Source organism: Acidocella sp. MX-AZ02 (genome assembly GCF_000306035.1).
In the GTDB taxonomy this organism is placed as follows: Bacteria; Pseudomonadota; Alphaproteobacteria; order Acetobacterales; family Acetobacteraceae; genus Acidocella; species Acidocella facilis.
Genome location: NZ_JH976207.1, coordinates 1,105,363 through 1,127,391, shown reverse-complemented (window position 1 = coordinate 1,127,391; position 22,029 = coordinate 1,105,363). Strand labels below are relative to the sequence as shown.

The window sequence follows — 22,029 nt, the reverse complement described above, 5'->3', positions numbered from 1 at the left end:
AAAGTCCCCACGAAGGCCTGGGGTGTTGGCAACGCCGTGGCACACGCCCCGGCCTCTTCGCCGCTTTTTTGAAAAAAAGCGGCACCAAAAAACTTTTATAACTTCAGGCCAGATGTTGCTGGCTGGCCCCCGCCCGCAGCAGCGCCACCAGCCCGACCACCGCCACCAGCGCCAGCCCCAGCGCGAAGCCGGTGGCCCCCAATATGCTCATGCACAAGCCCAGCAGCGGCGGGCCGGCGATGCCGCCCAGCGTGTACACCACCATCGACAGCGACATCGCGCTGGCCAGCCCCAGCCCGGCATAGCGCGAGGCCAGGAACACGATGCCCAGCGTGAACATCCCGCCCTGCGCCATGCCCCAGACGAACAGCCACGGCCACAGGCCCTGGTGCAGCGGCAACGCCAGCCCCAGCGGCATGATCGCCATGATGATCGCCGTGGCGTCGCGCAATTTATTGCGGTCCATATGGTCGGCCAGCACGCCGAGCCCGATGGCGCCCGCCGCCGCGCCCGCCTGCACCGCCGCCGCCATCAAGGCGGAGAGATGCACGGAAAACCCGTCCGAGAGACCATAAAGCGGCAGCAAAGAGAGATTGCAGGCCTCGGTGAAGCCCACCAGGAAGATGCCGATGAAGGCCGGGCGCTGATGGCGCAGAATGTCGCGCTGGCGGGCAGGTGTATCCTCGTCCTCATCCTCCGCGCTGGCTTCGCGTCCGGCCAGCAGCAGCAGGCAGGCGGCGAACGCCGTCACCCCGGCACCGAACAGGAAGGGTAGCGCGCCCTGGTTGCCGGCAATGGCGACCAGAGCCGGGCCGAGCGCCATCGAGCAGCCCAGGATCAGTTCGTACACCCCCGTGAGGCGCCCGCGCAGATGCGCCGGAAAGGAGCCGTTCATCCAGGTGTCCAGCCCGGCCCAGCGCAGCGCCACCGCGCCGCCCATCACCAGGCAGAGCAGGCTCCAGACCCACACCTTGCCGGTGGCGGCGAAGCCCAGAAACACGAAGATGGTGATGCAAACCCCGGTGAGCACCATGCGCTGCAGCCCGAGCTTGCGGGTGACACGCGGCACAAAGCCGGAAACCGCGAGCAGCCCGACCCAGGGCAGGGCCGAGATGATGCCCACCCAGAAATCATCCACCCCCTTGGCCCGCAGCGCCACCGAGAGCAGCGGCAGGAACATCCAATAGGCACCAGCCGAGAAAAACGCCCCGGCAATGGCGATGGAGAGACGCAGCGCCGCGTTCATGCCGGGCTCTTACGCCGCCAGGGCCTGCGCCCGCACCAGCCGGGCGAAGGCACCGTTCTGGGCGAGCAGATCCTCATGCGTGCCGGTTTCCACCGCCTGGCCGTCGGCCATCACCACGATCTGGTCGGCATCGCGAACGGTGGAGAGGCGGTGTGCCACGACGATGGTGGTGCGCCCGGCGCGCAGCCGCGCCAGGGCGGCCTGCACCAGCGCCTCGCTCTCGGTGTCCAGCGCGCTGGTGGCTTCGTCCAGCAGCAGGATGCGGGGGTTGCGCAGGATGGCCCGGGCGATGGAGACGCGCTGGCGCTGCCCGCCGGAGAGGCGCTGGCCGTTCACCCCGACACGGGTTTTGAAACCCTCCGGCATGTCCTTGATGAAGCCACAAGCGGCGGCCTCGGCGGCCTGGGCCACCTCCGCATCGCTGGCACCTGGGCGGCCGAGGCGGATATTCGCCTCGATGCTGTCATCGAACAAAAGCGCTTCCTGGCCGACATAAGCGATGGCGCCGCGCAAAGAGGTGAGGGTGACGTGGGAGATATCCGCGCCATCCACCAGGATTTCGCCCGCTGAGGGGGTGTAAAGGCGCGGGATCAGCGCCAAAGCCGTGGATTTGCCGGCACCCGAGGCCCCGACCAGGGCCAGCATCTTGCCGGGTGCGGCGGTGAAATCCAGTGATTTCAGGCCGATGCGCCCATCCGGATAGGCAAAGCCGATTTGCCGGAAGCGCACTTCGCCAGGGCCGGCGGGCAGCGCCACCGCGCCTGGGGCATCGGCGATGGCGGCGGGTTCGTCGATCACATCGAACACCCGGATCATTCCCGCCAGCCCTTCCTGGATGGCGGCATTCATCGTCCCCAAAGCGCGCAGCGGGCGGGACATGATCAGCAAGGCGGACATGAAGCCCATGAAGCTGCCAATGCCGGCCCCGCCGGTGGCATTGCGCCAGCCCTCGAAGCCGATGACCAGCGCCACCGCCACGCCGGCCAGCACTTCCAGGATCGGGTCCAGCCGGGCGCGCACGCGGGTCATGCGGATCAGCGCGCGGTAGAGCCCGGTGAAGGTGGCCTCGGCGCGCTGCTGCTCGATCTCTTCCAGCCCGTAGGCGCGCACGGTGCGGGCCTGGGCGAAGCTTTCATTCAGGATGGCCGCCGCCTCGCCCAGCTGCGCCTGCATGCCGCCGGAGGCGCGGCGCATGCGCCGGCCGATGCGGTCGATCGGCATCGCCGCCAGCGGGTAGATGAAGGCGGAGATCAGGCTGAGCTGCCAATCGATCACGAACATCGAGACCACGAGCCCGACGACGGTGGTGGCATCCGCCACCGCGTTCACCGCGCGGGTCATCGCATCGCGGATCACGGTGGCATCGGTGGTGAAGCGTGTGGCGAGCTGGGCCGGGGCCTCGCGTTCCACCCGCGCCAGGGCGGCGTTGGTGAGATGGCCGAACATGGAAACCTGCAGCCGGCGGATGACCAGCAGCACCATGTCCTGCGTCATCACCGCCTGCAGGTACATCGAGCTGCCCTTCACGGCGGTGACGGCCAGCACCATCAGCGGCACCTGGTAGAGGATGCGCTTATCCTTGTCCGCGAACAGGTCGAACGCCCATTTGATGATGATCGGGTAGAGCGCGGTGGTGGCCGAAAGCGCCAGCGTGGCGGCGACGATCAGCGCGATCCGGCCCTTGAAATGCCGCACATGCTCGCGCCAGAGCCGGCGGACCAGGGCAATGGTGGAGGCGTTGGCGGCGGAAATCGGGGCTTTGCTCATGGCGGCGTGGTTAAGCACAGTTTGGGCCGGCGGAAAAATGCGCTACAGCCCGGGCATGGACACGATCTACAAGGGCGACCTTTCCACCCCCCATGGCCGGCGCAATGCCTGGGTGGATGCGCTGTTTGTCGACCACGCCTTTCTGCGCATCTTCTGGACCAATTTCGCGCCGGTGGTGCCGGGTGTGCTGTATCGCTCCAATCACCCAACCCCGGGCAATCTGCGCCGGTTCAAGGAGAAGGTGGGGCTGAAGAGCCTGATCAATCTGCGCGGCCAGGCGAAGAACGGCTCCGATGCGCTCTCGCGCGAGGAAGCGCGCCGGCTGGGGCTGGATTTCTACGACATGGCTTTCGAGTCCCGTGGCGCCCCGCATAAGGACCGGATTTTGCGGCTGGCCCAGATTGTCGAGACCATGCGCGGGCCGGCGCTGATCCATTGCAAATCCGGCGCGGACCGGGCGGGGCTGGCGGCGGGGCTGTTCATTCTGATCAAAGGTGGCACGGTGGGGCAGGCGATGGGGCAGCTCTCGCTGCGCTTTGGCCATATCAAGCAGTCCAAGACCGGGATTTTGGACGCCTTCTTTGAGCTTTATCGGCGCACGGGCGAGGGGCGCAAGCCATTCCTGGACTGGGTGCGCGAGGATTATGACGAGGCCGAGCTGCGGGCGGCGTTCAAGGCCGGGCAGGTGGCGGAGTTTATCAACGGGAAGATTCTGGGGAGAGAATAGCAAAAGTTTTTGGTGCAGCTTTTTTCAAAAAGCTGCGAAAGACCGCGACGTGGGGCAATTGCGGTGCCACAACCCCAAACGTTTTACGGCCCTTTTTGAAAAAAGGGCCGCACCCCAAAAACTTTTAGTTTTTTGGCGCTGCGCTGGGCTTGGTGGCCTTCTTCAAAATTTCATTCTGCACCACGTTCTGGATGCCACCCGCCGCCTCCTGCGTCGCCGCCGCCGCGACATCGCCCCAATAAGGCGCCATGTCCGAGGGCTTCAGCGCATGGATCTGCGTGACCTGGCCGATCACCCGGTCATTCACATCCCGCACCACCCAGGTCAGCTGCACCTCATCCTCGCCCTGGCCCGCCGGGGTCGCCTTGACCGTGCCGGTGACGGTGAAATCGGCGGTTTTCTTGTCCTTCACCAGGATCAGATCGGGGCCGGGCAGGGCGTGCGCCAGATCGGTCGGCAGCGCGGTGTCGCCATCGCCCGGCGCGCCGGTGACGCCGGCGATGAAGATGCGCGGCGTGCGGTTTTCCAGCGATTGCGGATTGCTCTGCTGAATATCGGCATTGATCCCGGCCATCAGCTTGGACAGGCCCGGTGCCGCCGCCTTCGCCGCCGCGTCCAGCGTCCCGGGATCGCCGTTCGACCAGCCCTGGGCGGAGACCGGCGCGCCGGTCTGGTGCCCGTAGATCTTCTTGTCCGGCCCGACCACCGCATAGGCGGGCACCACGCTCGCACCCTCCAGCTTGGCGGTGACATCAAGATGCCAGTTCAGCGTCTGCGCCGGGCCGGCGACGCTCGGCACGTCATAATCCGCCAGCTCGGTGGCGAGGTCCTTGGCGTAGAGCTGGGCCGCATCGTCGCCCAGCAGGGCTTGGCCGGGCGCGGGCACGAACAGCACCGGGGCCGGCGGGATCGAAAGCCGGGCGCCGGCCGGGCCGGGATTGCCATAGAACGGTTCGGGCAGCGTGCCGCATCCGGCCAAAGCGAGAGCGAGGAGAAGGGAGGCGCGTTTCATGAGCATATGACCGAAAGCTGATGGCCCGTGGCGGGCGCCTGCCGCAAGGTCTTGCGGCGATAGGAAAAGAAATTCACCTCATCCGCGCAGGTATCGTGCGGCAGGATTTCGGCGGTGACACCCGCCCGGGCCAGACGCGCGGCGCAATAGCCGGGCAGGTCGAACCAGAAATGGCCTGGGCGGCCGGCGGTGAAGAAACTGGCGGCGGCACGGGATTCATCCAGCACGGCGGCACGCATATCCTCGCCCACCTCGTAGCTGGGTTGATGGATGCAGGGGCCGATGGCGGCCTGCACGCGGACCGCACCGAGACCCCGCAGCGCCATCACGGTCGCTTCCAGTACCCCGGCCAGCGCGCCGCGCCAGCCGGCATGCGCGGCGCCGACAGTGCCATTATCGCCATAAAACAGCACCGGCGCGCAATCGGCGGTGATAATGCCCAGAGCCAGACCGGGCAGGGCGGTGACCAGCGCATCCGCGCTCGGGCCGTCGCCTTCGGCCCAGGGCGTAGTGACATTTGCCACCAAAGCCCCGTGCACCTGTTTCAGCCCCAGCAGCGCGTCACGCTCCACCCCCATGGCTTCAGCGATGCGGCGGCGGTTTTCCCGCACGGCATCGGCGTCATCGGACGAGAAGCTGGCATTCAGGGTGGCATAGTGGCCGGTGGAGACGCCGCCATGGCGGGTGAAGAACCCGTGCCGGGCGGGCAGATCGGCCGTAATGAAATCGGTCATGCGAATCCTGGCAAAGTCGGCAGGTCGGGCGGACAGATTGCCAGCACCTTGAACAGGCTGCCCATCGCCTCCGGCGCCGTCAAGCGCTGCACGGTCAGGCGCAGATCCATCGCCTTCTCCGGATGGCGCTGGGCCAGGCGGTCGCTGCGCTGATAGAGGCCGAGCGAGGTGAGGAAATGATTCTGCTTCACCGGGCCCTGGGACGGGACAGCGCGTTTCAGCGCGCCGAAATCGACATGGGCGGTGAGATCGGCCTCGCCCGGCGCGGCCAGCGGGTCGGCATAGGCGCCGTCACGGATGGCCTGCACGCTCTCCCCGGCGGCACTCTCCGCCGGGCCGTAATCGATGAACAGCCCGACGCCGCCGCGGGCCGACAAAGCCCGCACGAAGTCCAAAGCCGGCTCATTCACCTCGCGCACGCTGCCGATGGGATCGTCCGGCAGGGCGTAGTGGGTGGGGTGTTCGGCATAGGCGCCGTCCGCCACATAGCGCTCCATCCAGCCGGTTTCGCGGCGGATGAACTGGCGCACCGGCAGCGCGTCCAGGAATTCATTGGCGAGCAAAATCAGCGGGCCGTTGGGGATGTCGGCTAAGCTGTCATGCCAGTGCGCATGGGGCACGCGGGCGGCCTGTTCGGCGCGCAAGGCCGGCGAGGTTTCGATGAAATGCACCGAAGGCGCGGGCCATACCCGCAGCGCATCGGCCATCAGCACGCCGCGCCCGGGGCCGGCTTCGGCCAGCATGATGCCCTCCGGCGCGCCCATCAGCTGCCAGACCACTTTCGCCCAGGCGCCGAGCAGCTCGCCGAACACCTGGGTCAGCTCCGGCGCGGTGACGAAATCCTGGCCGAAGCGGCCCTTGGCGTAATAGGCGGCGTTGGCCGCCGCCATGAAGTGGTCGAAACGCTGCGCGCTCACGCTTTGAGGTCAGGCGTTTTGGGGCTGGAAGCTGTGGGTTCGCGCAGGATGGTTTCCCGCGCCGGGCGGGCGAAATACAGGAAGATCAGCCCGGCAATCACCATCGGGATGGAAAGCAGCTGCCCCATCGTGGTGCCGAAGGGCAGGAATCCCAGGAACGGGTCCGGCTCGCGGAAGCACTCGCCGGTGATCCGTGCCAGCCCGTACCCGACCAGGAAGATGCCGGTGAGCGTGCCGGTGCGGGTGCGGATGCGCAAGGAGTTGGCGAAGCACAGCATGATGATGAACAGCGTGATGCCTTCCAGCGAGGCCTCGATCAGCTCCGAAGGGTAGCGCGCCAGCTGATACGGGTCGGCGGGATAGACCATCGCCAGCGGGAAGCCCGGCGGGGCGGCGCGGCCCCAGAGCTCACCATTGACGAAATTCGCGCAGCGCCCGAGGAACAGCCCGATCGGCACCGCCACGGCGATGCGGTCGGCAAAGCGGAACGGGTTCAGCCCGTGCTTCCAGCAGAAGCTGAGAATCGCCACGGTGACGCCGAGGAAGCCGCCATGAAAGCTCATCCCGCCATCCCAGACTTCCGGGATCGCCAGTGGATGGGTAAAGAAATAAACCGGCTGGTAGAACAGAACATAGCCGATGCGCCCGCCAAGGATGACGCCGAGCACCGCCCAGGTGAGGAAATCATCCACATGCAGCCCGCTGGCCGCCACCGGCGGGCGGGCCACCATGCGCCGCACCAGCCGCCAGCCCAGCAGCAGCCCGACAATATAGGCCAGGGCGTAATAATGGATGAAAAGCGGGCCGATATGGAACCCTTTGGGGAAGACCGGCAGAATGATCGGGTGGCTCATTTATAGGGATCGGCCTTCAATAGATGGTTCTGGATATAGGCGGTAACGCCCGCTTCCAAAGAGATGAATTGATGATTGAAGCCCAGCGCGCGCATCCGCTGCATCGGCGCCTCGGTGAAGGATTGATACTGCCCGCGCAGCGCCTGCGGCATGTCGACATATTCGATCCGCTCTTCCACCCCGTTGGCGGCGCAGACGGCGCGGGCCAGGTCCGCATAGGTGCGCGCCGTCCCGGTGCCGAGATTATAGATGCCGGCGAGGGAAGGGGTGGTGAGCAGGAATTTCAGCCCCGCCACCACATCGTCCACATGGATGAAATCCCGGCTCTGGGCGCCGTCCGCCAGCTCCGGGCGATCCGATTTGAATAAACGCGCGGGGCCGCCGGCGATGATCTCGTCATGCTTGACCTTCACCACCGAGATCATCTTGCCCTTGTGATATTCATTCGGGCCATAGACATTGAAGAATTTCACCCCGGCCCAGGCCGGCGGGGCGGGGCGGTGGGCGGCGACCTGCCGCAGCGCCCAGAGATCGAAGGCGAGCTTGCTCCAGCCATAGAGATTAAGCGGACGCAGCCGGGCCATCGCGGCGAGGTCGTTATCGTCGCTGAAGCCCTGCGCGCCATCACCATAGGTGGCGGCGGAGGAGGCATAGATGAAACGCACGCCATGCCGCGCGCACCAATTCCACAGCATCTGGCTCAAGCTGACATTGCTGCGCCAGACCAGATCCGCATCGCGCGCCGTGGTCTCGGAGATGGCGCCCATATGCACAATGGCGGAGAGACGCGGGTTGCTGCCGAGCCACGCCTCCAGCGCCTCCGGCGCCACCACATGGGCGGGCGGGTTATGGTAGAGATTGCGCCATTTCTGCCCTTCCTGGCCCAGCCAGTCGGCGATGGCGACCTCCTGCCCGTCGGCGGCGAGCGCCGCGTTGAGATTGGAGCCGATGAAACCCGACCCGCCCGTGACCAAAATCATGCCCCGGGTTATATGGACAAGCAGGACAAGCTGGAAGGCCCCGCAGATGATTGAACGACCGAAAATTTTTGACGATCTGGCCGGCGTGGCGGGCGGCGCGATCTCCGCCCTGGCGGGTTTGCGCGAGGAAATGTCGGCGCTGGCCAAGGCGCGGGTGGAAGAGGCGCTGCGGCGGATGGATCTGGTCCGGCGCGACGAGTTCGACGCGATGGCCGAGCTGGCCCGCCGTGCCCGCGAGCAGGCGGATGCGCTGGAGAAACGCGTCGCGGCACTTGAGCTGGCCGGCAAGGATGGCGCCGAGCCTTAAAGAGGTGGCGCCGGAGGGCTTCATCACCGCCCAGCTCGCGATCGGGCGGGCGGCGTTGGTGCCTGAGATCCGGCTTTATCTGGCCAGCGCGCTGACGCCGCTCTGGCAGGCGACGGAGGCGTTTCTCGCCGAACAGAATATCGCCCCGCCTTACTGGGCCTTCGCCTGGCCCGGCTCGGAGGCGTTGGCACTGTATATAATGCAGCATCCGGAGCTGGTGCGGGGCAAGCGGGTGCTGGATTTCGCCGCTGGCTCCGGGCTGGCCGGCATCGCCGCCGCGCTGGCGGGCGCGCAAAGTGTGGAAGCCGCCGAGATCGACCCGATGGCGCAGGCGGCGATTACCCTGAACGCGGCGTTGAACGGGGTGGAGATCAGCCTCAGCCCCGGCAATGTGGTGGGGCAGGCGGGCGATTGGGACGTGATCATCGCCGGGGATATATGTTACGAAAGCGCGATGGCGGCGACGATCATGCCCTGGCTGCGTGGCTTGGCAAAATGCAAGATAGTTCTGCTCGCCGACCCTGGACGGCGCTACCGTCCGGCCGATCCAGGTGAGATTTTGGCGCGTTTTGAGGTGCCGACCAGCCTGGAATTGGAAGATTCGACCACAAGACAGGTTTGTTTATACGCGATTTCCTCTGGTCTGGATTGAACAGAGCAGAGTTTCGTTCCGAATCGTTGACCGCCCCATTCATGGGGACTAAGCACCTGCAACATAATATGGCTGCACTGACCTGAGAGAAAGGTTCCCATGAAGGATGTCCGCGAAGCCCTGATGATAGGGCGCAATTCCGAGGGTAAGCTGGTCCGCCGGCCAGTTTCTCCCTTTATGCTGGGCAGCGCCTATCGCTTCCAGATGTCGTCGCTCTCCTCCATCCTGCATCGCATCACCGGGTGCGCGCTGGGTGCCGGGACGATTTTGATGACGCTGTGGCTGGTCTGCGCCGCCTCCGGTGATGGGGCCTTTTCGATCATTCAGGCGATCTGGGCCTCCTGGATCGGCATGCTGATCCTGTTCGGCTTCACCGTGGCGCTGTTTTACCATTTCTGCAACGGCATCCGCCATCTGGCCTGGGATTCGGGCAAGGGCTTCGAGCTGCCGGACATGCACCGCAACGGCAAGCTGGTGTTCGCGGGCACGGTGGCCCTCACCGTGCTGTTCTGGGTCGTTGCCCTTCTGGTGTGGTGAGAGATATGAGCACGCAAGACAAATCCCCCTCGATCACCATGCGCCGCAGCCAGCTGGGCCGGGCGCGTGGCCTTGGTTCCGCCAAGCATGGCGCCGCCCATTGGTGGGCGGAGCGCGTCACCTCCGTGGCGCTGCTGCCGCTCTCGCTCTATTTCGTGGTCTCGGTGATCATGCTGCTGGGCGCTGACGCCCACGCCATGCACGCTTACATGGCCGAGCCCTGGAACAGCGCGCTGTTCCTCGCCCTCATCATCATCATGTTCTACCATCTCTCGATGGGGCTGCAGGTGGTGGTCGAGGATTATGTGCCGAACGAGGCCAAGCGGTTGCTGATGGTCATGGTGCTGAAAGGCATCATCATCTTCCTGGCCCTGGCCTCCGCCGTTTCCGTCCTTAAGCTCGCCCTTTCCTGAACGAGGCGTAATATGAACGCGATCAGCAAGCCCTCTTTCGGGGCGTATAACATCATTGACCATACGTACGATGTCGTGGTCGTCGGCGCCGGCGGCTCGGGGCTGCGGACCACTTTGGGCATGGGTGCCGCCGGTCTGAAGACCGCCTGCATCACCAAGGTCTTCCCCACCCGCTCGCACACCGTGGCGGCGCAGGGCGGCATTTCCGCCGCTTTGGCCAATATGGGCGCGGATGATTGGCGCTGGCACATGTATGACACCGTGAAGGGGTCCGACTGGCTGGGCGACCAGGATGCCATCGAATATCTCTGCCGCGAGGCGGTGCCCGCGATTCGCGAGCTGGAGCATTTCGGCATGCCCTTCTCGCGCACCGAGGACGGCAAGATCTATCAGCGCCCCTTCGGCGGCCATATGCAGGATTACGGCAATGGCGAGCCGGCGATGCGCGCCTGCGCCGCCGCTGACCGCACCGGCCACGCCATGCTGCACACGCTCTATCAGCAGAGCCTGAAGCACGAGGTCGAGTTCTTCGTGGAATATTTTGCGCTCGACCTGATCATGGACGAGGAAGGGGCTTGCCGTGGCGTGATGGCCTGGTGCCTGGAAGATGGCAGCATGCACCGCTTCCGCGCCCAGACCGTGGTGCTGGCCACCGGCGGCTATGGCCGCGCCTATCTCTCCTGCACCTCCGCCCATACCTGCACCGGTGATGGCGGCGGCATGGCGCTGCGCGCCGGGCTGGCGGTTCAGGACATGGAGTTCGTGCAGTTCCACCCGACCGGCATTTTCCCGGCTGGCTGCCTGATCACCGAGGGCGCGCGCGGCGAGGGCGGCTATCTCACCAACTCCGAGGGCGAGCGCTTCATGGAGCGCTATGCGCCGTCCGCCAAGGATCTGGCCTCGCGCGACGTGGTCTCCCGCTCGATGACCATCGAGATCAATGAAGGCCGCGGCGTGGGTCCGAACAAGGACCATATCCTGCTGCATCTCGAGCATCTCGGCGCCGACATTCTGCATGAGCGCCTGCCGGGCATTTCCGAAACCGCGCGCGTGTTCGCCGGGGTGGATGTGACCAAGGAAGCCATCCCGGTGCTGCCGACCGTGCATTACAACATGGGCGGTATCCCGACGAACTATCACGCCGAAGTGCTGCGCCCGACGCCTGAGAACCCCGATGCGGTGGTACCCGGCCTGATGGCTGTGGGCGAGGCAGCCTGTGTGTCCGTGCATGGCGCCAACCGTCTGGGCACCAACTCGCTGCTGGATCTGGTGGTGTTCGGCCGTGCCGCCGGGCATCGCGCCGCCGCGACGATCAAGCCCGGCGCCGCGCAGCCGAACCTGCCGGCCGGCGCTGGCGAGGCCTCGCTGGCCCGCTTCGATGCCACCCGCTACGCCAAGGGCGGCACCAAGGTGGCGGAACTGCGCGACCAGCTGCAGCGGACCATGCAGTCCCACGCCGCGGTGTTCCGCAACTCCAAGTCGCTCACCGAGGGTGTCGACAAGATGGAGAAGCTCTGGGCCGGCATGTCCGACATGAAGGTTCAGGACGCGTCCCTGATCTGGAACTCCGACCTCATGGAGGCGCTGGAGCTGCAGAACCTCATGGGCAATGCGGTGGCCACCATGGTTGGCGCCGAAGCCCGCAAGGAGAGCCGTGGCGCCCAGGCGCATGACGATTTCCCCGAGCGCGACGACCATGAATGGATGAAGCATACGGTCGCGTATGTGGCAGATGACGGCAAGGTGGCGCTGAGCTACCGCCCGGTGAAGATGCAGACCCTCACCAACGAGGTGTCCGTGTTCCCGCCGAAGAAGCGCGTTTACTAAGGGGAGATCAGGAAGATGGCTGAATTCAAGCTTCCCGCGAATTCCAAGATCGGCACCGGCAAGACCTACAAGGCCGAGGCTGGTGCCAAGCGGGTGAAATCCTTCCAGGTCTATCGCTGGAACCCGGATGACGGGAAAAACCCGGTGATGGACACCTATGAGGTGGATCTCGATAAATGCGGGCCGATGGTGCTCGACGCGATCATCAAGATCAAGAACGAGATCGACAGCTCGCTGACCTTCCGCCGCTCCTGCCGCGAAGGCATTTGCGGCTCCTGCGCGATGAACATCGACGGCACCAACACCCTGGCCTGCCTGAAGCCGATCGCGGAGGTGAAGGGCGATGTGAAGATCACCCCGCTGCCGCATATGCCGGTGGTGAAGGATCTGGTGCCGGATCTCTCCCAGCCTTACGCGCAGCTGCGCTCGATCGAACCCTGGCTGCAGTCCGACACACCGGCCCCGCCGGATGAGGAGCGCTTGCAGTCCAAAGAAGAGCGCGCCGAGCTGGATGGTCTGTGGGAGTGTATTCTGTGCTTCTGCTGCTCCACCTCCTGCCCGAGCTATTGGTGGAATGGCGACCGTTATCTCGGCCCGGCCGTGTTGCTGCAGGCTTATCGCTGGATCGCGGATAGCCGCGACGAGGCGACCGGCAAGCGTCTGGATGCGCTGGAGGATCCGTTCAAGCTGTATCGCTGCCACACGATCATGAACTGCACCCAGACCTGCCCGAAGGGTCTGAACCCGGCCAAGGCGATCGGCAAGATCAAGCAGCTGATGCTGGAACGCCAGGCGTAAGAGTTAGAACACCGTCCAGGAGAGCAAAGGCCCGGCCACAAGCCGGGCCTTTTTGTTTGCAAAAGTTTTTGGGGAGCGGGGCATCCGGCCTTGGTCTTATTCCCGATGATCGATCCACTCGATCATCGCGTCACATAAAATCAATTTCCTGGATAAGAGATTTATGTCTACATAGCTCACGTTGCGATGCAGCAAACCCAAAAGGAGCTAAGTATGTCTCTGATCAACACCGAAGTGAAACCCTTCACCGCCCAGGCCTTCCATGGTGGCAAATTCATCACCGTGAGCGATGCCGACCTCAAGGGGAAGTGGTCTGTGGTGTTCTTCTACCCGGCTGATTTCACCTTCGTCTGCCCGACCGAGCTGGAAGACCTGGCCGACAATTATGTCGAGTTCAAAAATCTGGGCGTTGAGATCTACGCGGTTTCCACCGACACGCATTTCTCCCACAAGGCCTGGCACGACAGCTCGGACGCGATCAACAAGATCGATTACCCGATGGTGGGCGACCCGACCCATGTGATCTCGCGCAATTTCGACGTGCTGATCGAGGAGGCCGGCCTGGCTGATCGCGGCACCTTCGTGATCGACCCCGAGGGCAAGATCCAGATCGTCGAGATCACCGCCGGTGGCATTGGCCGCGACGCCAAGGAGCTGCTGCGCAAGGTCAAGGCCGCGCAATATGTCGCCGCCCACCCCGGTGAGGTCTGCCCGGCCAAGTGGCAGGAAGGCGAAAAGACGCTTGCCCCGTCGCTCGACCTCGTCGGCAAGATCTGATTGTTGACCCGCCCCCGCCGGGCTTCCGGCGGGGGCACCCAAAAATTATTCAGGCGACGCGCGGCTGTGCGGATGATCCCGGCCCACGCGCCTTTAGTCTCGAAGCAATGGAGCACCCCATGTTGGACGACAGCCTCAAAGGCCAGTTGAAGACCTATCTCGCCCGGATGCCGGAGCCGATCGAACTGGTGGCGTCGCTCGATGACGGCGCGCTGTCAAAGGAAATGCGCGGCCTGCTGGAGGATATCTCCGCGCAGAGCGAGAAGATCACGCTGAAGCTGGATGGCGCCGATGCGCGGGTGCCCTCCTTCGAAATCCGCAAAGCGGGTGCGGCGCGCGGCGTGCGCTTCGCCGGCTTGCCGATGGGCCATGAATTCACCTCGCTCGTGCTGGCCCTGCTGCAGACCGGCGGGTACCCGCCGAAGATCGCGCCGGAAGTGATCGCGCAGATCAAGGAGATCAACGGCGAGTTTCACTTCACCACCTATTTCTCGCAATCCTGCCAGAACTGCCCGGATGTGGTGCAGGCGCTGAACCTGCTCGCCATCCTCAACCCCGGCATCACCCATGTCGCCGTCGATGGCGCGGCCTTCCAGGATGAGGTGAAGGCCGAGAAGGTGATGGCGGTGCCGACGATCAAGCTCAACGGCGAGGCTTTCGGCCAAGGCCGCATGGAGATCGAGCAGATCATCGCCAAGCTGGATAGCGGGGCGGTGGCGCGCGAGGCGGCCAATCTCTCCGCCAAGGAGCCGTTCGAGGTGTTGGTGGTGGGTGCCGGCCCGGCCGGCGCGGCGGCGGCGATCTATGCGGCGCGCAAGGGGATTCGCACCGGCCTGCTGGCGGAGCGCTTTGGCGGCCAGGTGCTGGATACGATGGCGATTGAGAATTTCATCTCTGTGCCGCATACCGAAGGCCCCAAACTGGCGGCAGCACTTGAGCAGCATACGCGCGATTATGAGGTGGACATCATGAAGGGGCAGCTTGCCTCCGCGATTGTTCCGCCGGCGCATAAAGGCGGCCTGTTCGAGGTGAAACTCGCAAGCGGCGCCTCGGTGAAATCGAAATCTCTGGTGCTCGCCCCCGGCGCGCGCTGGCGCACGATGAACGTGCCCGGCGAGGCGGAATACCGCAACAAGGGTGTGGCTTATTGCCCGCATTGCGATGGTCCCTTGTTCAAGGGCAAGCGCGTCGCGGTGATCGGCGGTGGTAATTCCGGGGTGGAAGCGGCGATCGATCTGGCCGGGCTGGTCAGCCATGTCACGCTGATCGAGTTCGATGGCCAGTTGCGTGCCGATGCGGTGCTGCAGGCGAAGCTGAAGAGCCTGCCGAATGCCAGCATCATCACCTCCGCCAAGACCACCGAAGTGCATGGCGATGGCGAGAAGGTTGTTGGCCTGTCCTATGAGGATCGCAAGAGCGGCGAGGTGCATCGGCTGGCGCTGGACGGCATCTTCGTGCAGATCGGGCTGGTGCCGAACACGGAATGGCTGAAGGGCGCGCTGGCGCTGACATCGCGCGGTGAGATCGAGATCGATGTGCGCGGCGAGACCTCGCTGGCCGGGGTGTTCGCGGCGGGGGATGCGACCATCGTGCCCTATAAGCAGATCATCATCGCCGCCGGGGAAGGGGCGAAGGCGGCTTTGTCCGCATTCGATTATTTGATCCGTCTGGCGCCTGAGGTGGCGGTGGCGGCCGAATAAAGCCGTCATGGCCTATCTGCCGAGCCCGCAGCAGCTGCGCTATCTGGTGATGCTGGCGGAGACAGGGCATTTCGGCCGCGCGGCCTCGGCCTGCGCGGTCTCGCAATCCACCCTCTCCGCTGGCATCCTGGCGCTGGAGCGTTCGCTCGGTGCCTCGATCCTGGATCGTTCCGCATCCAAGCATCCGGTTTTCACCCCGCTGGGGCTGGAGCTGGTGGCGAAGGCGCGGGCGGCCCTGGCCGCGCTGGCGACGGTGGCGGAGACGGCGGATGCGGCGCGGGCCCCGATGTCCGGCCCGTTGCGGCTGGGAGTGATTCCGACCGTCGGGCCGTTTCTGCTGCCCCGGCTGATGCCGCAGCTGCGCGAGCGCTACCAGGCGCTGAAGCTGTTCCTGCGCGAGGACCAGACCGAGCGGTTGCTGGAGCAGCTGGATGCCGGGATGCTGGATCTGCTGATCCTGGCCGAGCCTTGTGCTTGCGCGGGTGCGGAGACGCTGATGTTGGCGCGCGATGAGTTCCTGGTGGCGCTGCCGCCCGGCCATGTGCTGGCGGCGCGGGCTTCGCTCACCCCGGCGGACCTGGCGGCGGAGCAATTTCTGCTGCTGGAGGATGGGCATTGCCTGCGCGACCAGATGCTGGCGGTGTGCGGCGCCGGGCTGGGGCGCGAGCGCGTGCAGCAGCGTTTTGCCGCAACGTCATTGCACACCTTGATTCAGATGGTGGCGGGCGGCCTGGGGGTGACCTTGGTGCCGGAGCTGGCGGTGCGGGCGGGGCTGGCCAAGGGCACCGGGGTGGAGCTGCGCAAATTGGAAGGCGGCAGCGGGTGGCGCAGCCTGGCGCTGGCCTGGCGGGAAGGCAGCCCGCGCGCGCCGGAATATCGCGCCTTGGCCCCGGTCATCGCCGAGGCTTGTATTTAGGGAGCAAAAGTTTTTGGGGTGTGGCCCTTTTTTTCAAAAAGGGCCACGAAACGTTCGGGGCTTTGGCATGTGTTTGCCAAAGCCCCGAACGTTCTTCGCCGCTTTTTTTGTAAAAAAAGCGGCACCAAAAAACTTTTTACCCTTCGGCCTTGGGCTCTTCGCGGAAATACGCCTCCACGCTGCCCTTGAGCTTCACCGTCAGGGGCTTGCCCTTGCGGTCCACCGCCTTGCCGGCGGCAACCCGCACCCAGCCCTCGGAGATGCAATATTCCTCGACATTATTCTTCTCGACGCCATTGAAGCGAATGCCGATACCGCGCTCCAGAATCGCCTCATTGAAGAATTTGCTGTCCTGATCGATGCTCAGGCGGTCGGGCGGGGAGTCGGTCATAGCATTTTCCGTATCTTGTTTTTCAGTTTGGTGATGAAGCTCGCCGGCGGAGAATCCGCCAGGGCGATCACCGGCGCGCTCGCCAGTTCCTTGCCATTGGCGCTGTACGTCACCGTACCCAGCGTCTCGCCTTTCTTCACGCCGGGCGTCAGGTCGGCGGTGTAGGTGATGCTGTGGGTGATCGCCTTCTGCGCGTCCACCGGCACCGTCAGCACGAGATCCTGCGCGGTGCCGACAGCGACCTGGCCGCTATTCAAAGCCTCGCTCTTCAGCGTGTCGATCGGCTGGTTGGCGCTGGCGATCTGCATGTCGGTGAAGAAGCGCTGGCCATAATCCAGCAGGCTCTCCACCGCCGCGGTGCTCTCACCCCAGGTGGGGCCACCGGTGACGACGGCGATGAACCTCATATCGCCGCGCTTGGCGGTGGCATCGATGCAATGGCCGGCCTCGCGGGTCAGGCCGGTCTTCAGCCCGTCCACCGTGGGGTCCTTGAACAGCACCGGGTTCCAGCTGCGCTGGGTGATGCCGCCATAGGTGTAGCTCTGCTCCTTGGAGATATCGAGGATCTCCGGCTCGTCCTGCAGAATCGCGCGCGACAGCTTGGCGACATCCATGGAGGAGGTGCGCAGCGCCGGGTCGGGCAGGCCGGTCGGGTTGGTGTAGTTGGTGTCGGTCATGTCCAGCTTGCGGGCCGTGTCGTTCATCATCTGCACGAAGGCGCCGGTGGAGCCGGCAACCTCCTCGGCCAGCGCGGTGGCGGCGTCATTGCCGGAGACGATGATGAGGCCATGCAGCAGCTGGTCCACATTCACCACGGAGCTGGGCTGGATGAACATGGTGGAGCCCTGCTGGTGCCAGGCATCGACCGAGACCGGCACGGTCTGGTCCAGCTTCAGGCTGCCATGATGGATGGCCTGAAAGACCAGATGCGCGGTCATCAGCTTGGTCAGGCTGGCAGGGGGCACCTGCAGATGCGGCGCGGCCTCGGCGATGATGGCGCCGGTCTTGGCGTCCATCAGCACATAGGAGGTCATGTCCGGCAGCGCCGGCGGCTGCGGGGTGTTCTTGTCGGCGATCGGGCTGTCGGGCGTGGGCGCCGGGCCGGTGGGCGCGGCGGTGGCGCCGATCTTCCCGGTATCGCCATTGGCGCCCGAATCGGCGGCCGTGGCGGCATGTTGCGTCTTCGCCAGAACCGGCGAGGCGGCGGCCAAAGCGATGGCAAGGGTGGCACATGACAGGCCAGACAGTCTCAGCATAGGCGATCCACACTCCAGGCTTATTGGGGCGGGGCCTGTCTGCACCCGAACCGCCGCGCCGCGCAAGGCGTCGCGCGTTAACGGCTTGTAACCGCGCCGCATCAGACCGGCGTTTCTTGACAAGCGGCGTGGCGCTTGTTTGAAGCGCCAATCTTGCGGGAAAAGGGTTTCATGGCACGGCGCGGCAAAGAATCAGGCGGTCTGGGCGAATTCATCAAAACGGTCGTCTATGCCGGGTTGATCGCGGTGGGCATCCACACCTTCCTGTTCGAACCTTTTTACATCCCGTCCGGCTCGATGGTGCCGACGCTGCTGGTCGGTGACTATCTGGTCGTCGATAAATTCGCCTATGGCTACTCGCATTATTCGCTGCCCTTCGCGCCGGACTGGTTCAAGGGCCGGATTTTCGGGCGGATGCCCAAGCGCGGCACCGTGGTGGTGTTCCGCCCGCCCGGCGCCCCGGATGAGGATTACATCAAGCGCGTGATCGGCCTGCCCGGCGATACGGTGCAGATGATCGCCGGGCAGCTCTATATCAACGGCAAGGAAGTCCCGCGGACCTTTGTCGGTGATTATACCGACACCTCGTCGGGCGCGCCGGTGGTGACCAAGGATTACCAGGAAACCCTGCCGGGCGGCGTTACCCATGCCATCCTGAAAGTGACCAACGCGCCGGAGAATGAAGGCGGGGTCGATCCCAATAACACCCCGCTCTATACCGTGCCGCCGGGCGATCTCTTCATGATGGGCGATAACCGGGATAATTCCGAGGATTCGCGCTTCATGGACGGGCCGGTCGGCTATGTGCCGGTGGAGAATGTCATCGGCCCGGCGGAGATCATCTTCTTCTCTATCGATTTGCGGCACCCGTTCTGGCAGATCTGGCAATGGCCGTTTGAGATCCGCTGGGGCCGGATGCTGCACGGCATCAAGTGACCCGCACGGAAATCGCCGCCGCCTTTCTGGGACATGAGTTCTCCCGGCCCGCGCTGCTGAGCGAGGCGCTGACCCATCGCTCCGCCGCCGGGGCGAAGGGGGTCGGCTCGAATGAGCGGCTGGAATTCATCGGCGACCGGGTGCTGGGGCTGATCGTCGCGGAATGGCTGAGCGAGCGCTTTCCCAATGAGCAGGAGGGCAAGCTCGGCCCGCGCCTGGCGGCTCTGGTCTCCAAGCCGGCGCTGGCGGCGGTGGCGGAGGCGCATAATGTCGGCGCCATGCTCAATGTGGCACCGGGCGAGGCCAAGCGCGGGGTGAGCACCCAGCCCAACGTGCTGGCGGATGCGGTGGAGGCGATGATCGGCGCGCTCTATCTCGATGCCGGGCTGGAAGCCGCGCGCGCCTTTGTGCATCGCGTGCTGGAAGATGTCGTGGAGGCGCAAGCGGCCCCGCCAAAGGACCCGAAGACCGCGCTGCAGGAATGGGCGCTCAAGCGCGGCCAGATTTTGCCGCTTTACGAAACGCTGGAGCAATCCGGCCCCTCGCACGCGCCGCTTTTCGTGGTACGGGTGAGTGTAGGCGTTGAAAGCGCCACTGCGCAAGCGGGCGCCAAGCGCGCCGCCGAACAAGAGGCGGCGCGGCTTTTATTAGGACAGTTACCAAAATGACCAAATGCGGCTTCATCGCGCTCATCGGCGCCCCCAATGCCGGCAAATCCACCCTTCTCAACCGGCTGACCGGGGCGAAGGTTTCCATCGTCAGCCCGAAGGCGCAGACCACCCGGGCGCGGGTGCTGGGCATCCTGGTGCGTGACGAGACGCAGCTGATCTTCGTCGATACGCCGGGCATTTTCGCGCCCAAGCGCCGGCTGGACAAGGCGATGGTGGAAGCCGCCTGGAACGGCGCCGGCGAGGCGGATCTGCGCTTCCTGCTGGTGGATGCCAAGCATGGCCTCACCGAAGGCGTGCGCGACATCGCCGCCAAGCTGGCCGAGACCGGCGCGCGACTCTCGCTGGTGCTCAACAAGATCGATCTGATCGACCGCCAGGAGCTGTTGCCGATGGCGCAGGCGGCGGCGGCGATGGCGAAGTTCGAGGAGGTCTTCATGATCTCCGCGCAGAGCGGCGACGGGATCGAGGCGCTATTGGATTATTGCGTGGCGCAGATGCCAGAGAGCCCGTATCTCTATCCCGAGGATGAGATGACGGACCTGCCGGACCGCCAGCTCGCGGCCGAAATCGTGCGCGAGCAGATTTTCCTGCAGACCCGCGACGAGGTGCCCTACGGCGCCACGGTGGAGACTGAGAGCTTCAAGGAGCAGCGCAACGGCTCCATCCGCATCGATGCGGTGATCTATGTCGCCCGCGAGGGGCATAAGGCGATTTTGATCGGCGCCAAGGGCACCCGGATCAAGGAGATCGGCAGCCGGGCGCGCCAAGAGCTGGAACGGCTGATGGAGGTGAAGGTGGATCTGTTCCTGCGCGTGGTCGAACGGCCGGGCTGGGACGAGGAAGCCGCGCGCATCCGCGCCGCCGGGCTCGATCTGCCGCGTGGCTGAGGCGTTCTGAGGACCATCGGCGAGGGCAGGGGGCGGACGCGCTGGGCTTGGCACGCCCTGGCTCTGGCCGCCTATCTCGCCAGCGCGCTGGTGGTGAGCTGGCATGGGACGGATTTGCACCAGGACGTGCTGGGCGTTGGAGCTGACCCATATATTTATGTGTGGTTCTTCGCCTGGTGGCCCTATGCGATCAGTCACCACCTCGATCCACTCTTTACGCATCTCTTGTGGCAACCAGGCGGCCTCAATCTCGGTTGGACGACCAGCGTGCCGGTGCTGGCATTGTTGGCCTACCCGATCACGGCTTTGTTTGGGCCGCTCGCGGCGTATGATGCGCTGATGGTCGCAGCGCCCGCCTGCGCGGCCCTGAGCGCCTATGCGCTGTGCCTGCATTTGTGCCGCAAGCCGGGGGCTGCTCTGGTTGGCGGATGGGTGTTTGGTTTTTCTAGCTATACTGCGGCGCATATCAACGAGCATTTAAACCTGGAATGGACGGCGCTGCTGCCCTTGCTGGTGCTGGTGGCGCTGCGGCGAATGCAGGGCCAGGGGAAGCGGCGCGGCACGGTTGTGGCGCTGGCGCTGTTGCTGGCGGCGCAGGCGGGAATCGCGATAGAGCTCTTGGCTACAAGCTGCTTGATGGCGGCCCTGGCATGGCTGTTGGCCTGGTGGCGCCTGCCGGATTGGCGCAAGCGGCTTTGGCTTTTGGCGCAGGATGTGATGTTGGCGGCACCGTTGACGCTGCTTCTATTGGCGCCGCTGCTATGGGCGATGTTTGGCCGGCCGCATGATCTGGCGTTGCCAAAAATGTGGCCGGAGTTTTTCTCGATCGACCCGCTCAATTTCTTCTTCCCGACCTTCACAACTTGGCTTGGTGGCCATGCGTTCATGCCGCTCACGAGCTATTTCGGCGGCACCTGGGGTGAGCAGACAGGCTATCTCGGTTTGCCAATGATGTTCATCGTCTGGCGCTATCTGCGCCGGGCCAGCGGCTTTGCGCGCTGGGTATTTCTTTGCACAATGTTGCTGAGCCTGGGGCCGGTGCTGGTGATTCATAGCAGCCCAACCTTCCTGATTCTCCCGTGGCGGATTATGCTCAGCCTGCCTTTGCTTAACAAAGCCTTGCCGGCGCGGATGATGGTTTATGCGTTTTTGCTGGCCGGATTGTTCACGGCTTTATGGCTGGCTGGAACCACCTCACGGTGGCGCTGGTTGGCGGCCGGGCTGGCGGTTATGTGGCTATGGCCGGCTCCCGCCCCAGTAGAGGCGATTCCGGTCCAGCGCTTCTTCAACAAGACCGAAATCATGCAATATCTCGGCCCCGATCGACGGGTGCTGGTTTTGCCCTGGGGAATCAAGAGCCCTTCGATGTACTGGCAGGTGACCAGCGGCTTCAGCTATTCGCAGGTCGGCGGCTATCTGGTGTTTCCGCCGGCCCGGGTGCAGGCGGATGGCGTTTTGATGAAGCTGTTTTTTGACATGATCGGCCCTGACACACTGGCTGATCTGAAAGCCTACGCCCTGGCCAGCGGTGTGCAGGATGTCATCGTTGTGCCCGGCACCGATCCGCGGCTGGCGGCCGGCATTGCCGGCTGGGGCTGGCCAGCGCGGCAGGTGGATGGGGTGAGCCTCTACACGGCGCCCTCGCCAAACCCGCAATGAGCTGGCTGCCCGTCCAGCAATGGACGTAACGACCTACAAATGCTTTGTTTGCCCGGTAAAGCGAA

General features: G+C 64.8%; 23 protein-coding genes. 14 read left to right on the top strand and 9 right to left on the bottom strand.

Annotation, left to right across the window (positions count from 1 at the left end; translation table 11 throughout):
- Window positions 1–103: 103 nt before the first annotated feature.
- On the bottom strand, window positions 104–1,246 hold the full coding sequence (locus tag MXAZACID_RS05555; RefSeq protein ID WP_008493163.1) for an MFS transporter: 1,143 nt from the start codon (window positions 1,244–1,246) through the stop codon (window positions 104–106).
- A gap of 9 nt (window positions 1,247–1,255) precedes the next feature.
- Window positions 1,256–3,013 carry an ABC transporter ATP-binding protein gene (locus MXAZACID_RS05550; protein WP_008493162.1) on the bottom strand — a complete coding sequence of 586 codons (1,758 nt, stop codon included), beginning with the start codon at window positions 3,011–3,013 and terminating at the stop codon, window positions 1,256–1,258.
- A gap of 64 nt (window positions 3,014–3,077) precedes the next feature.
- Here MXAZACID_RS05550 and MXAZACID_RS05545 point away from each other — a divergent pair, with 64 nt between their 5' ends.
- On the top strand, window positions 3,078–3,740 hold the full coding sequence (locus MXAZACID_RS05545; protein WP_039885026.1) for a tyrosine-protein phosphatase: 663 nt from the start codon (window positions 3,078–3,080) through the stop codon (window positions 3,738–3,740).
- Between the two features lie 124 nt (window positions 3,741–3,864).
- Here MXAZACID_RS05545 and MXAZACID_RS05540 read toward each other — a convergent pair whose 3' ends face one another.
- The 5 genes from MXAZACID_RS05540 to rfaD are packed head-to-tail and all read right to left on the bottom strand — an operon-like array spanning window position 3,865 to window position 8,237.
- Complete coding sequence (locus tag MXAZACID_RS05540; RefSeq protein WP_144052661.1) at window positions 3,865–4,752, bottom strand: hypothetical protein; 888 nt, start codon at window positions 4,750–4,752, stop codon at window positions 3,865–3,867.
- Window positions 4,749–5,486, bottom strand: a complete 738-nt coding sequence (gene pgeF / locus MXAZACID_RS05535) for a peptidoglycan editing factor PgeF (protein WP_008493159.1) — start codon at window positions 5,484–5,486, stop codon at window positions 4,749–4,751. Before pgeF ends, MXAZACID_RS05540 begins: the two co-directional genes overlap by 4 nt.
- A complete protein-coding gene (locus tag MXAZACID_RS05530) occupies window positions 5,483–6,376 on the bottom strand; it encodes a class I SAM-dependent methyltransferase (protein ID WP_035178909.1) in 894 nt (297 codons plus the stop codon). The genes pgeF and MXAZACID_RS05530 overlap by 4 nt, the downstream gene beginning before the upstream one ends.
- 23 nt (window positions 6,377–6,399) lie before the next feature.
- Entirely contained in the window at window positions 6,400–7,257 is an 858-nt protein-coding gene (gene lgt, locus MXAZACID_RS05525; RefSeq protein WP_008493157.1) for a prolipoprotein diacylglyceryl transferase, read from the bottom strand.
- Complete coding sequence (gene rfaD / locus MXAZACID_RS05520) at window positions 7,254–8,237, bottom strand: ADP-glyceromanno-heptose 6-epimerase (RefSeq protein ID WP_008493156.1); 984 nt, start codon at window positions 8,235–8,237, stop codon at window positions 7,254–7,256. The genes lgt and rfaD overlap by 4 nt, the downstream gene beginning before the upstream one ends.
- Window positions 8,238–8,283: 46 nt before the next feature.
- Between rfaD and MXAZACID_RS05515 the strand changes: the two genes are divergently transcribed.
- The 9 genes from MXAZACID_RS05515 (at window position 8,284) to MXAZACID_RS05475 (ending at window position 16,164) form a co-directional block, all read left to right on the top strand.
- Entirely contained in the window at window positions 8,284–8,544 is a 261-nt protein-coding gene (locus tag MXAZACID_RS05515) for an accessory factor UbiK family protein (protein WP_008493155.1), read from the top strand.
- A complete protein-coding gene (locus MXAZACID_RS05510; protein ID WP_051060197.1) occupies window positions 8,528–9,196 on the top strand; it encodes a methyltransferase in 669 nt (222 codons plus the stop codon). The genes MXAZACID_RS05515 and MXAZACID_RS05510 overlap by 17 nt, the downstream gene beginning before the upstream one ends.
- 99 nt (window positions 9,197–9,295) lie before the next feature.
- A complete protein-coding gene (gene sdhC, locus MXAZACID_RS05505; protein WP_008493153.1) occupies window positions 9,296–9,733 on the top strand; it encodes a succinate dehydrogenase, cytochrome b556 subunit in 438 nt (145 codons plus the stop codon).
- Window positions 9,734–9,738: 5 nt separating this feature from the next.
- Window positions 9,739–10,146, top strand: a complete 408-nt coding sequence (gene sdhD, locus MXAZACID_RS05500; RefSeq protein WP_008493152.1) for a succinate dehydrogenase, hydrophobic membrane anchor protein — start codon at window positions 9,739–9,741, stop codon at window positions 10,144–10,146.
- 12 nt (window positions 10,147–10,158) lie between these two features.
- Window positions 10,159–11,973, top strand: coding sequence for a succinate dehydrogenase flavoprotein subunit (sdhA, locus tag MXAZACID_RS05495; protein ID WP_008493151.1), 1,815 nt, complete (start codon window positions 10,159–10,161; stop codon window positions 11,971–11,973).
- A gap of 15 nt (window positions 11,974–11,988) precedes the next feature.
- Window positions 11,989–12,771, top strand: coding sequence for a succinate dehydrogenase iron-sulfur subunit (locus tag MXAZACID_RS05490; RefSeq protein ID WP_008493150.1), 783 nt, complete (start codon window positions 11,989–11,991; stop codon window positions 12,769–12,771).
- A gap of 213 nt (window positions 12,772–12,984) precedes the next feature.
- Complete coding sequence (gene ahpC, locus MXAZACID_RS05485; RefSeq protein ID WP_008493149.1) at window positions 12,985–13,548, top strand: alkyl hydroperoxide reductase subunit C; 564 nt, start codon at window positions 12,985–12,987, stop codon at window positions 13,546–13,548.
- 119 nt (window positions 13,549–13,667) lie between these two features.
- Complete coding sequence (gene ahpF / locus MXAZACID_RS05480) at window positions 13,668–15,248, top strand: alkyl hydroperoxide reductase subunit F (protein ID WP_008493148.1); 1,581 nt, start codon at window positions 13,668–13,670, stop codon at window positions 15,246–15,248.
- Window positions 15,249–15,255: 7 nt separating this feature from the next.
- Window positions 15,256–16,164: a hydrogen peroxide-inducible genes activator gene (locus tag MXAZACID_RS05475; protein WP_008493146.1), complete on the top strand. Its 909-nt coding sequence runs from the start codon at window positions 15,256–15,258 to the stop codon at window positions 16,162–16,164.
- Window positions 16,165–16,300: 136 nt separating this feature from the next.
- On the opposite strand, the gene MXAZACID_RS05470 is transcribed toward MXAZACID_RS05475, so the two are convergent.
- Both MXAZACID_RS05470 and MXAZACID_RS05465 read right to left on the bottom strand, forming a co-directional pair.
- Complete coding sequence (locus tag MXAZACID_RS05470; protein ID WP_008493145.1) at window positions 16,301–16,555, bottom strand: DUF3297 family protein; 255 nt, start codon at window positions 16,553–16,555, stop codon at window positions 16,301–16,303.
- The gene (locus tag MXAZACID_RS05465) at window positions 16,552–17,811 is read right to left on the bottom strand and encodes a D-alanyl-D-alanine carboxypeptidase family protein (RefSeq protein ID WP_144052659.1); all 1,260 of its coding nucleotides are present in this window, start codon (window positions 17,809–17,811) and stop codon (window positions 16,552–16,554) included. The genes MXAZACID_RS05470 and MXAZACID_RS05465 overlap by 4 nt, the downstream gene beginning before the upstream one ends.
- A 171-nt stretch (window positions 17,812–17,982) precedes the next feature.
- On the opposite strand from MXAZACID_RS05465, the gene lepB reads away from it, so the two are divergent.
- The 4 genes from lepB to MXAZACID_RS05445 all read left to right on the top strand — a co-directional run bounded on the left by lepB (window position 17,983) and on the right by MXAZACID_RS05445 (window position 21,964).
- Entirely contained in the window at window positions 17,983–18,747 is a 765-nt protein-coding gene (gene lepB, locus MXAZACID_RS05460; protein WP_008493143.1) for a signal peptidase I, read from the top strand.
- Complete coding sequence (gene rnc, locus MXAZACID_RS05455) at window positions 18,744–19,415, top strand: ribonuclease III (RefSeq protein ID WP_008493142.1); 672 nt, start codon at window positions 18,744–18,746, stop codon at window positions 19,413–19,415. Before lepB ends, rnc begins: the two co-directional genes overlap by 4 nt.
- Window positions 19,412–20,305, top strand: a complete 894-nt coding sequence (era, locus tag MXAZACID_RS05450) for a GTPase Era (RefSeq protein WP_008493141.1) — start codon at window positions 19,412–19,414, stop codon at window positions 20,303–20,305. Before rnc ends, era begins: the two co-directional genes overlap by 4 nt.
- 225 nt (window positions 20,306–20,530) lie before the next feature.
- Window positions 20,531–21,964: a hypothetical protein gene (locus tag MXAZACID_RS05445; protein WP_039884749.1), complete on the top strand. Its 1,434-nt coding sequence runs from the start codon at window positions 20,531–20,533 to the stop codon at window positions 21,962–21,964.
- Window positions 21,965–22,029: the final 65 nt, after the last annotated feature.

Bases quoted from the DNA above. Each gene is read 5' to 3' on its own strand.
- MXAZACID_RS05555 (WP_008493163.1), bottom strand. From the start codon at position 1,246: ATGAACGCGGCGCTGCGTCTCTCCATCGCCATTGCCGGGGCGTTTTTC.
- MXAZACID_RS05550 (WP_008493162.1), bottom strand. From the start codon at position 3,013: ATGAGCAAAGCCCCGATTTCCGCCGCCAACGCCTCCACCATTGCCCTG.
- MXAZACID_RS05540 (WP_144052661.1), bottom strand. From the start codon at position 4,752: ATGAAACGCGCCTCCCTTCTCCTCGCTCTCGCTTTGGCCGGATGCGGC.
- pgeF (WP_008493159.1), bottom strand. From the start codon at position 5,486: ATGACCGATTTCATTACGGCCGATCTGCCCGCCCGGCACGGGTTCTTC.
- MXAZACID_RS05530 (WP_035178909.1), bottom strand. From the start codon at position 6,376: ATGGCGGCGGCCAACGCCGCCTATTACGCCAAGGGCCGCTTCGGCCAG.
- lgt (WP_008493157.1), bottom strand. From the start codon at position 7,257: ATGAGCCACCCGATCATTCTGCCGGTCTTCCCCAAAGGGTTCCATATC.
- rfaD (WP_008493156.1), bottom strand. From the start codon at position 8,237: ATGATTTTGGTCACGGGCGGGTCGGGTTTCATCGGCTCCAATCTCAAC.
- MXAZACID_RS05515 (WP_008493155.1), top strand. From the start codon at position 8,284: ATGATTGAACGACCGAAAATTTTTGACGATCTGGCCGGCGTGGCGGGC.
- MXAZACID_RS05510 (WP_051060197.1), top strand. From the start codon at position 8,528: ATGGCGCCGAGCCTTAAAGAGGTGGCGCCGGAGGGCTTCATCACCGCC.
- sdhC (WP_008493153.1), top strand. From the start codon at position 9,296: ATGAAGGATGTCCGCGAAGCCCTGATGATAGGGCGCAATTCCGAGGGT.
- sdhD (WP_008493152.1), top strand. From the start codon at position 9,739: ATGAGCACGCAAGACAAATCCCCCTCGATCACCATGCGCCGCAGCCAG.
- sdhA (WP_008493151.1), top strand. From the start codon at position 10,159: ATGAACGCGATCAGCAAGCCCTCTTTCGGGGCGTATAACATCATTGAC.
- MXAZACID_RS05490 (WP_008493150.1), top strand. From the start codon at position 11,989: ATGGCTGAATTCAAGCTTCCCGCGAATTCCAAGATCGGCACCGGCAAG.
- ahpC (WP_008493149.1), top strand. From the start codon at position 12,985: ATGTCTCTGATCAACACCGAAGTGAAACCCTTCACCGCCCAGGCCTTC.
- ahpF (WP_008493148.1), top strand. From the start codon at position 13,668: ATGTTGGACGACAGCCTCAAAGGCCAGTTGAAGACCTATCTCGCCCGG.
- MXAZACID_RS05475 (WP_008493146.1), top strand. From the start codon at position 15,256: ATGGCCTATCTGCCGAGCCCGCAGCAGCTGCGCTATCTGGTGATGCTG.
- MXAZACID_RS05470 (WP_008493145.1), bottom strand. From the start codon at position 16,555: ATGACCGACTCCCCGCCCGACCGCCTGAGCATCGATCAGGACAGCAAA.
- MXAZACID_RS05465 (WP_144052659.1), bottom strand. From the start codon at position 17,811: ATGCTGAGACTGTCTGGCCTGTCATGTGCCACCCTTGCCATCGCTTTG.
- lepB (WP_008493143.1), top strand. From the start codon at position 17,983: ATGGCACGGCGCGGCAAAGAATCAGGCGGTCTGGGCGAATTCATCAAA.
- era (WP_008493141.1), top strand. From the start codon at position 19,412: ATGACCAAATGCGGCTTCATCGCGCTCATCGGCGCCCCCAATGCCGGC.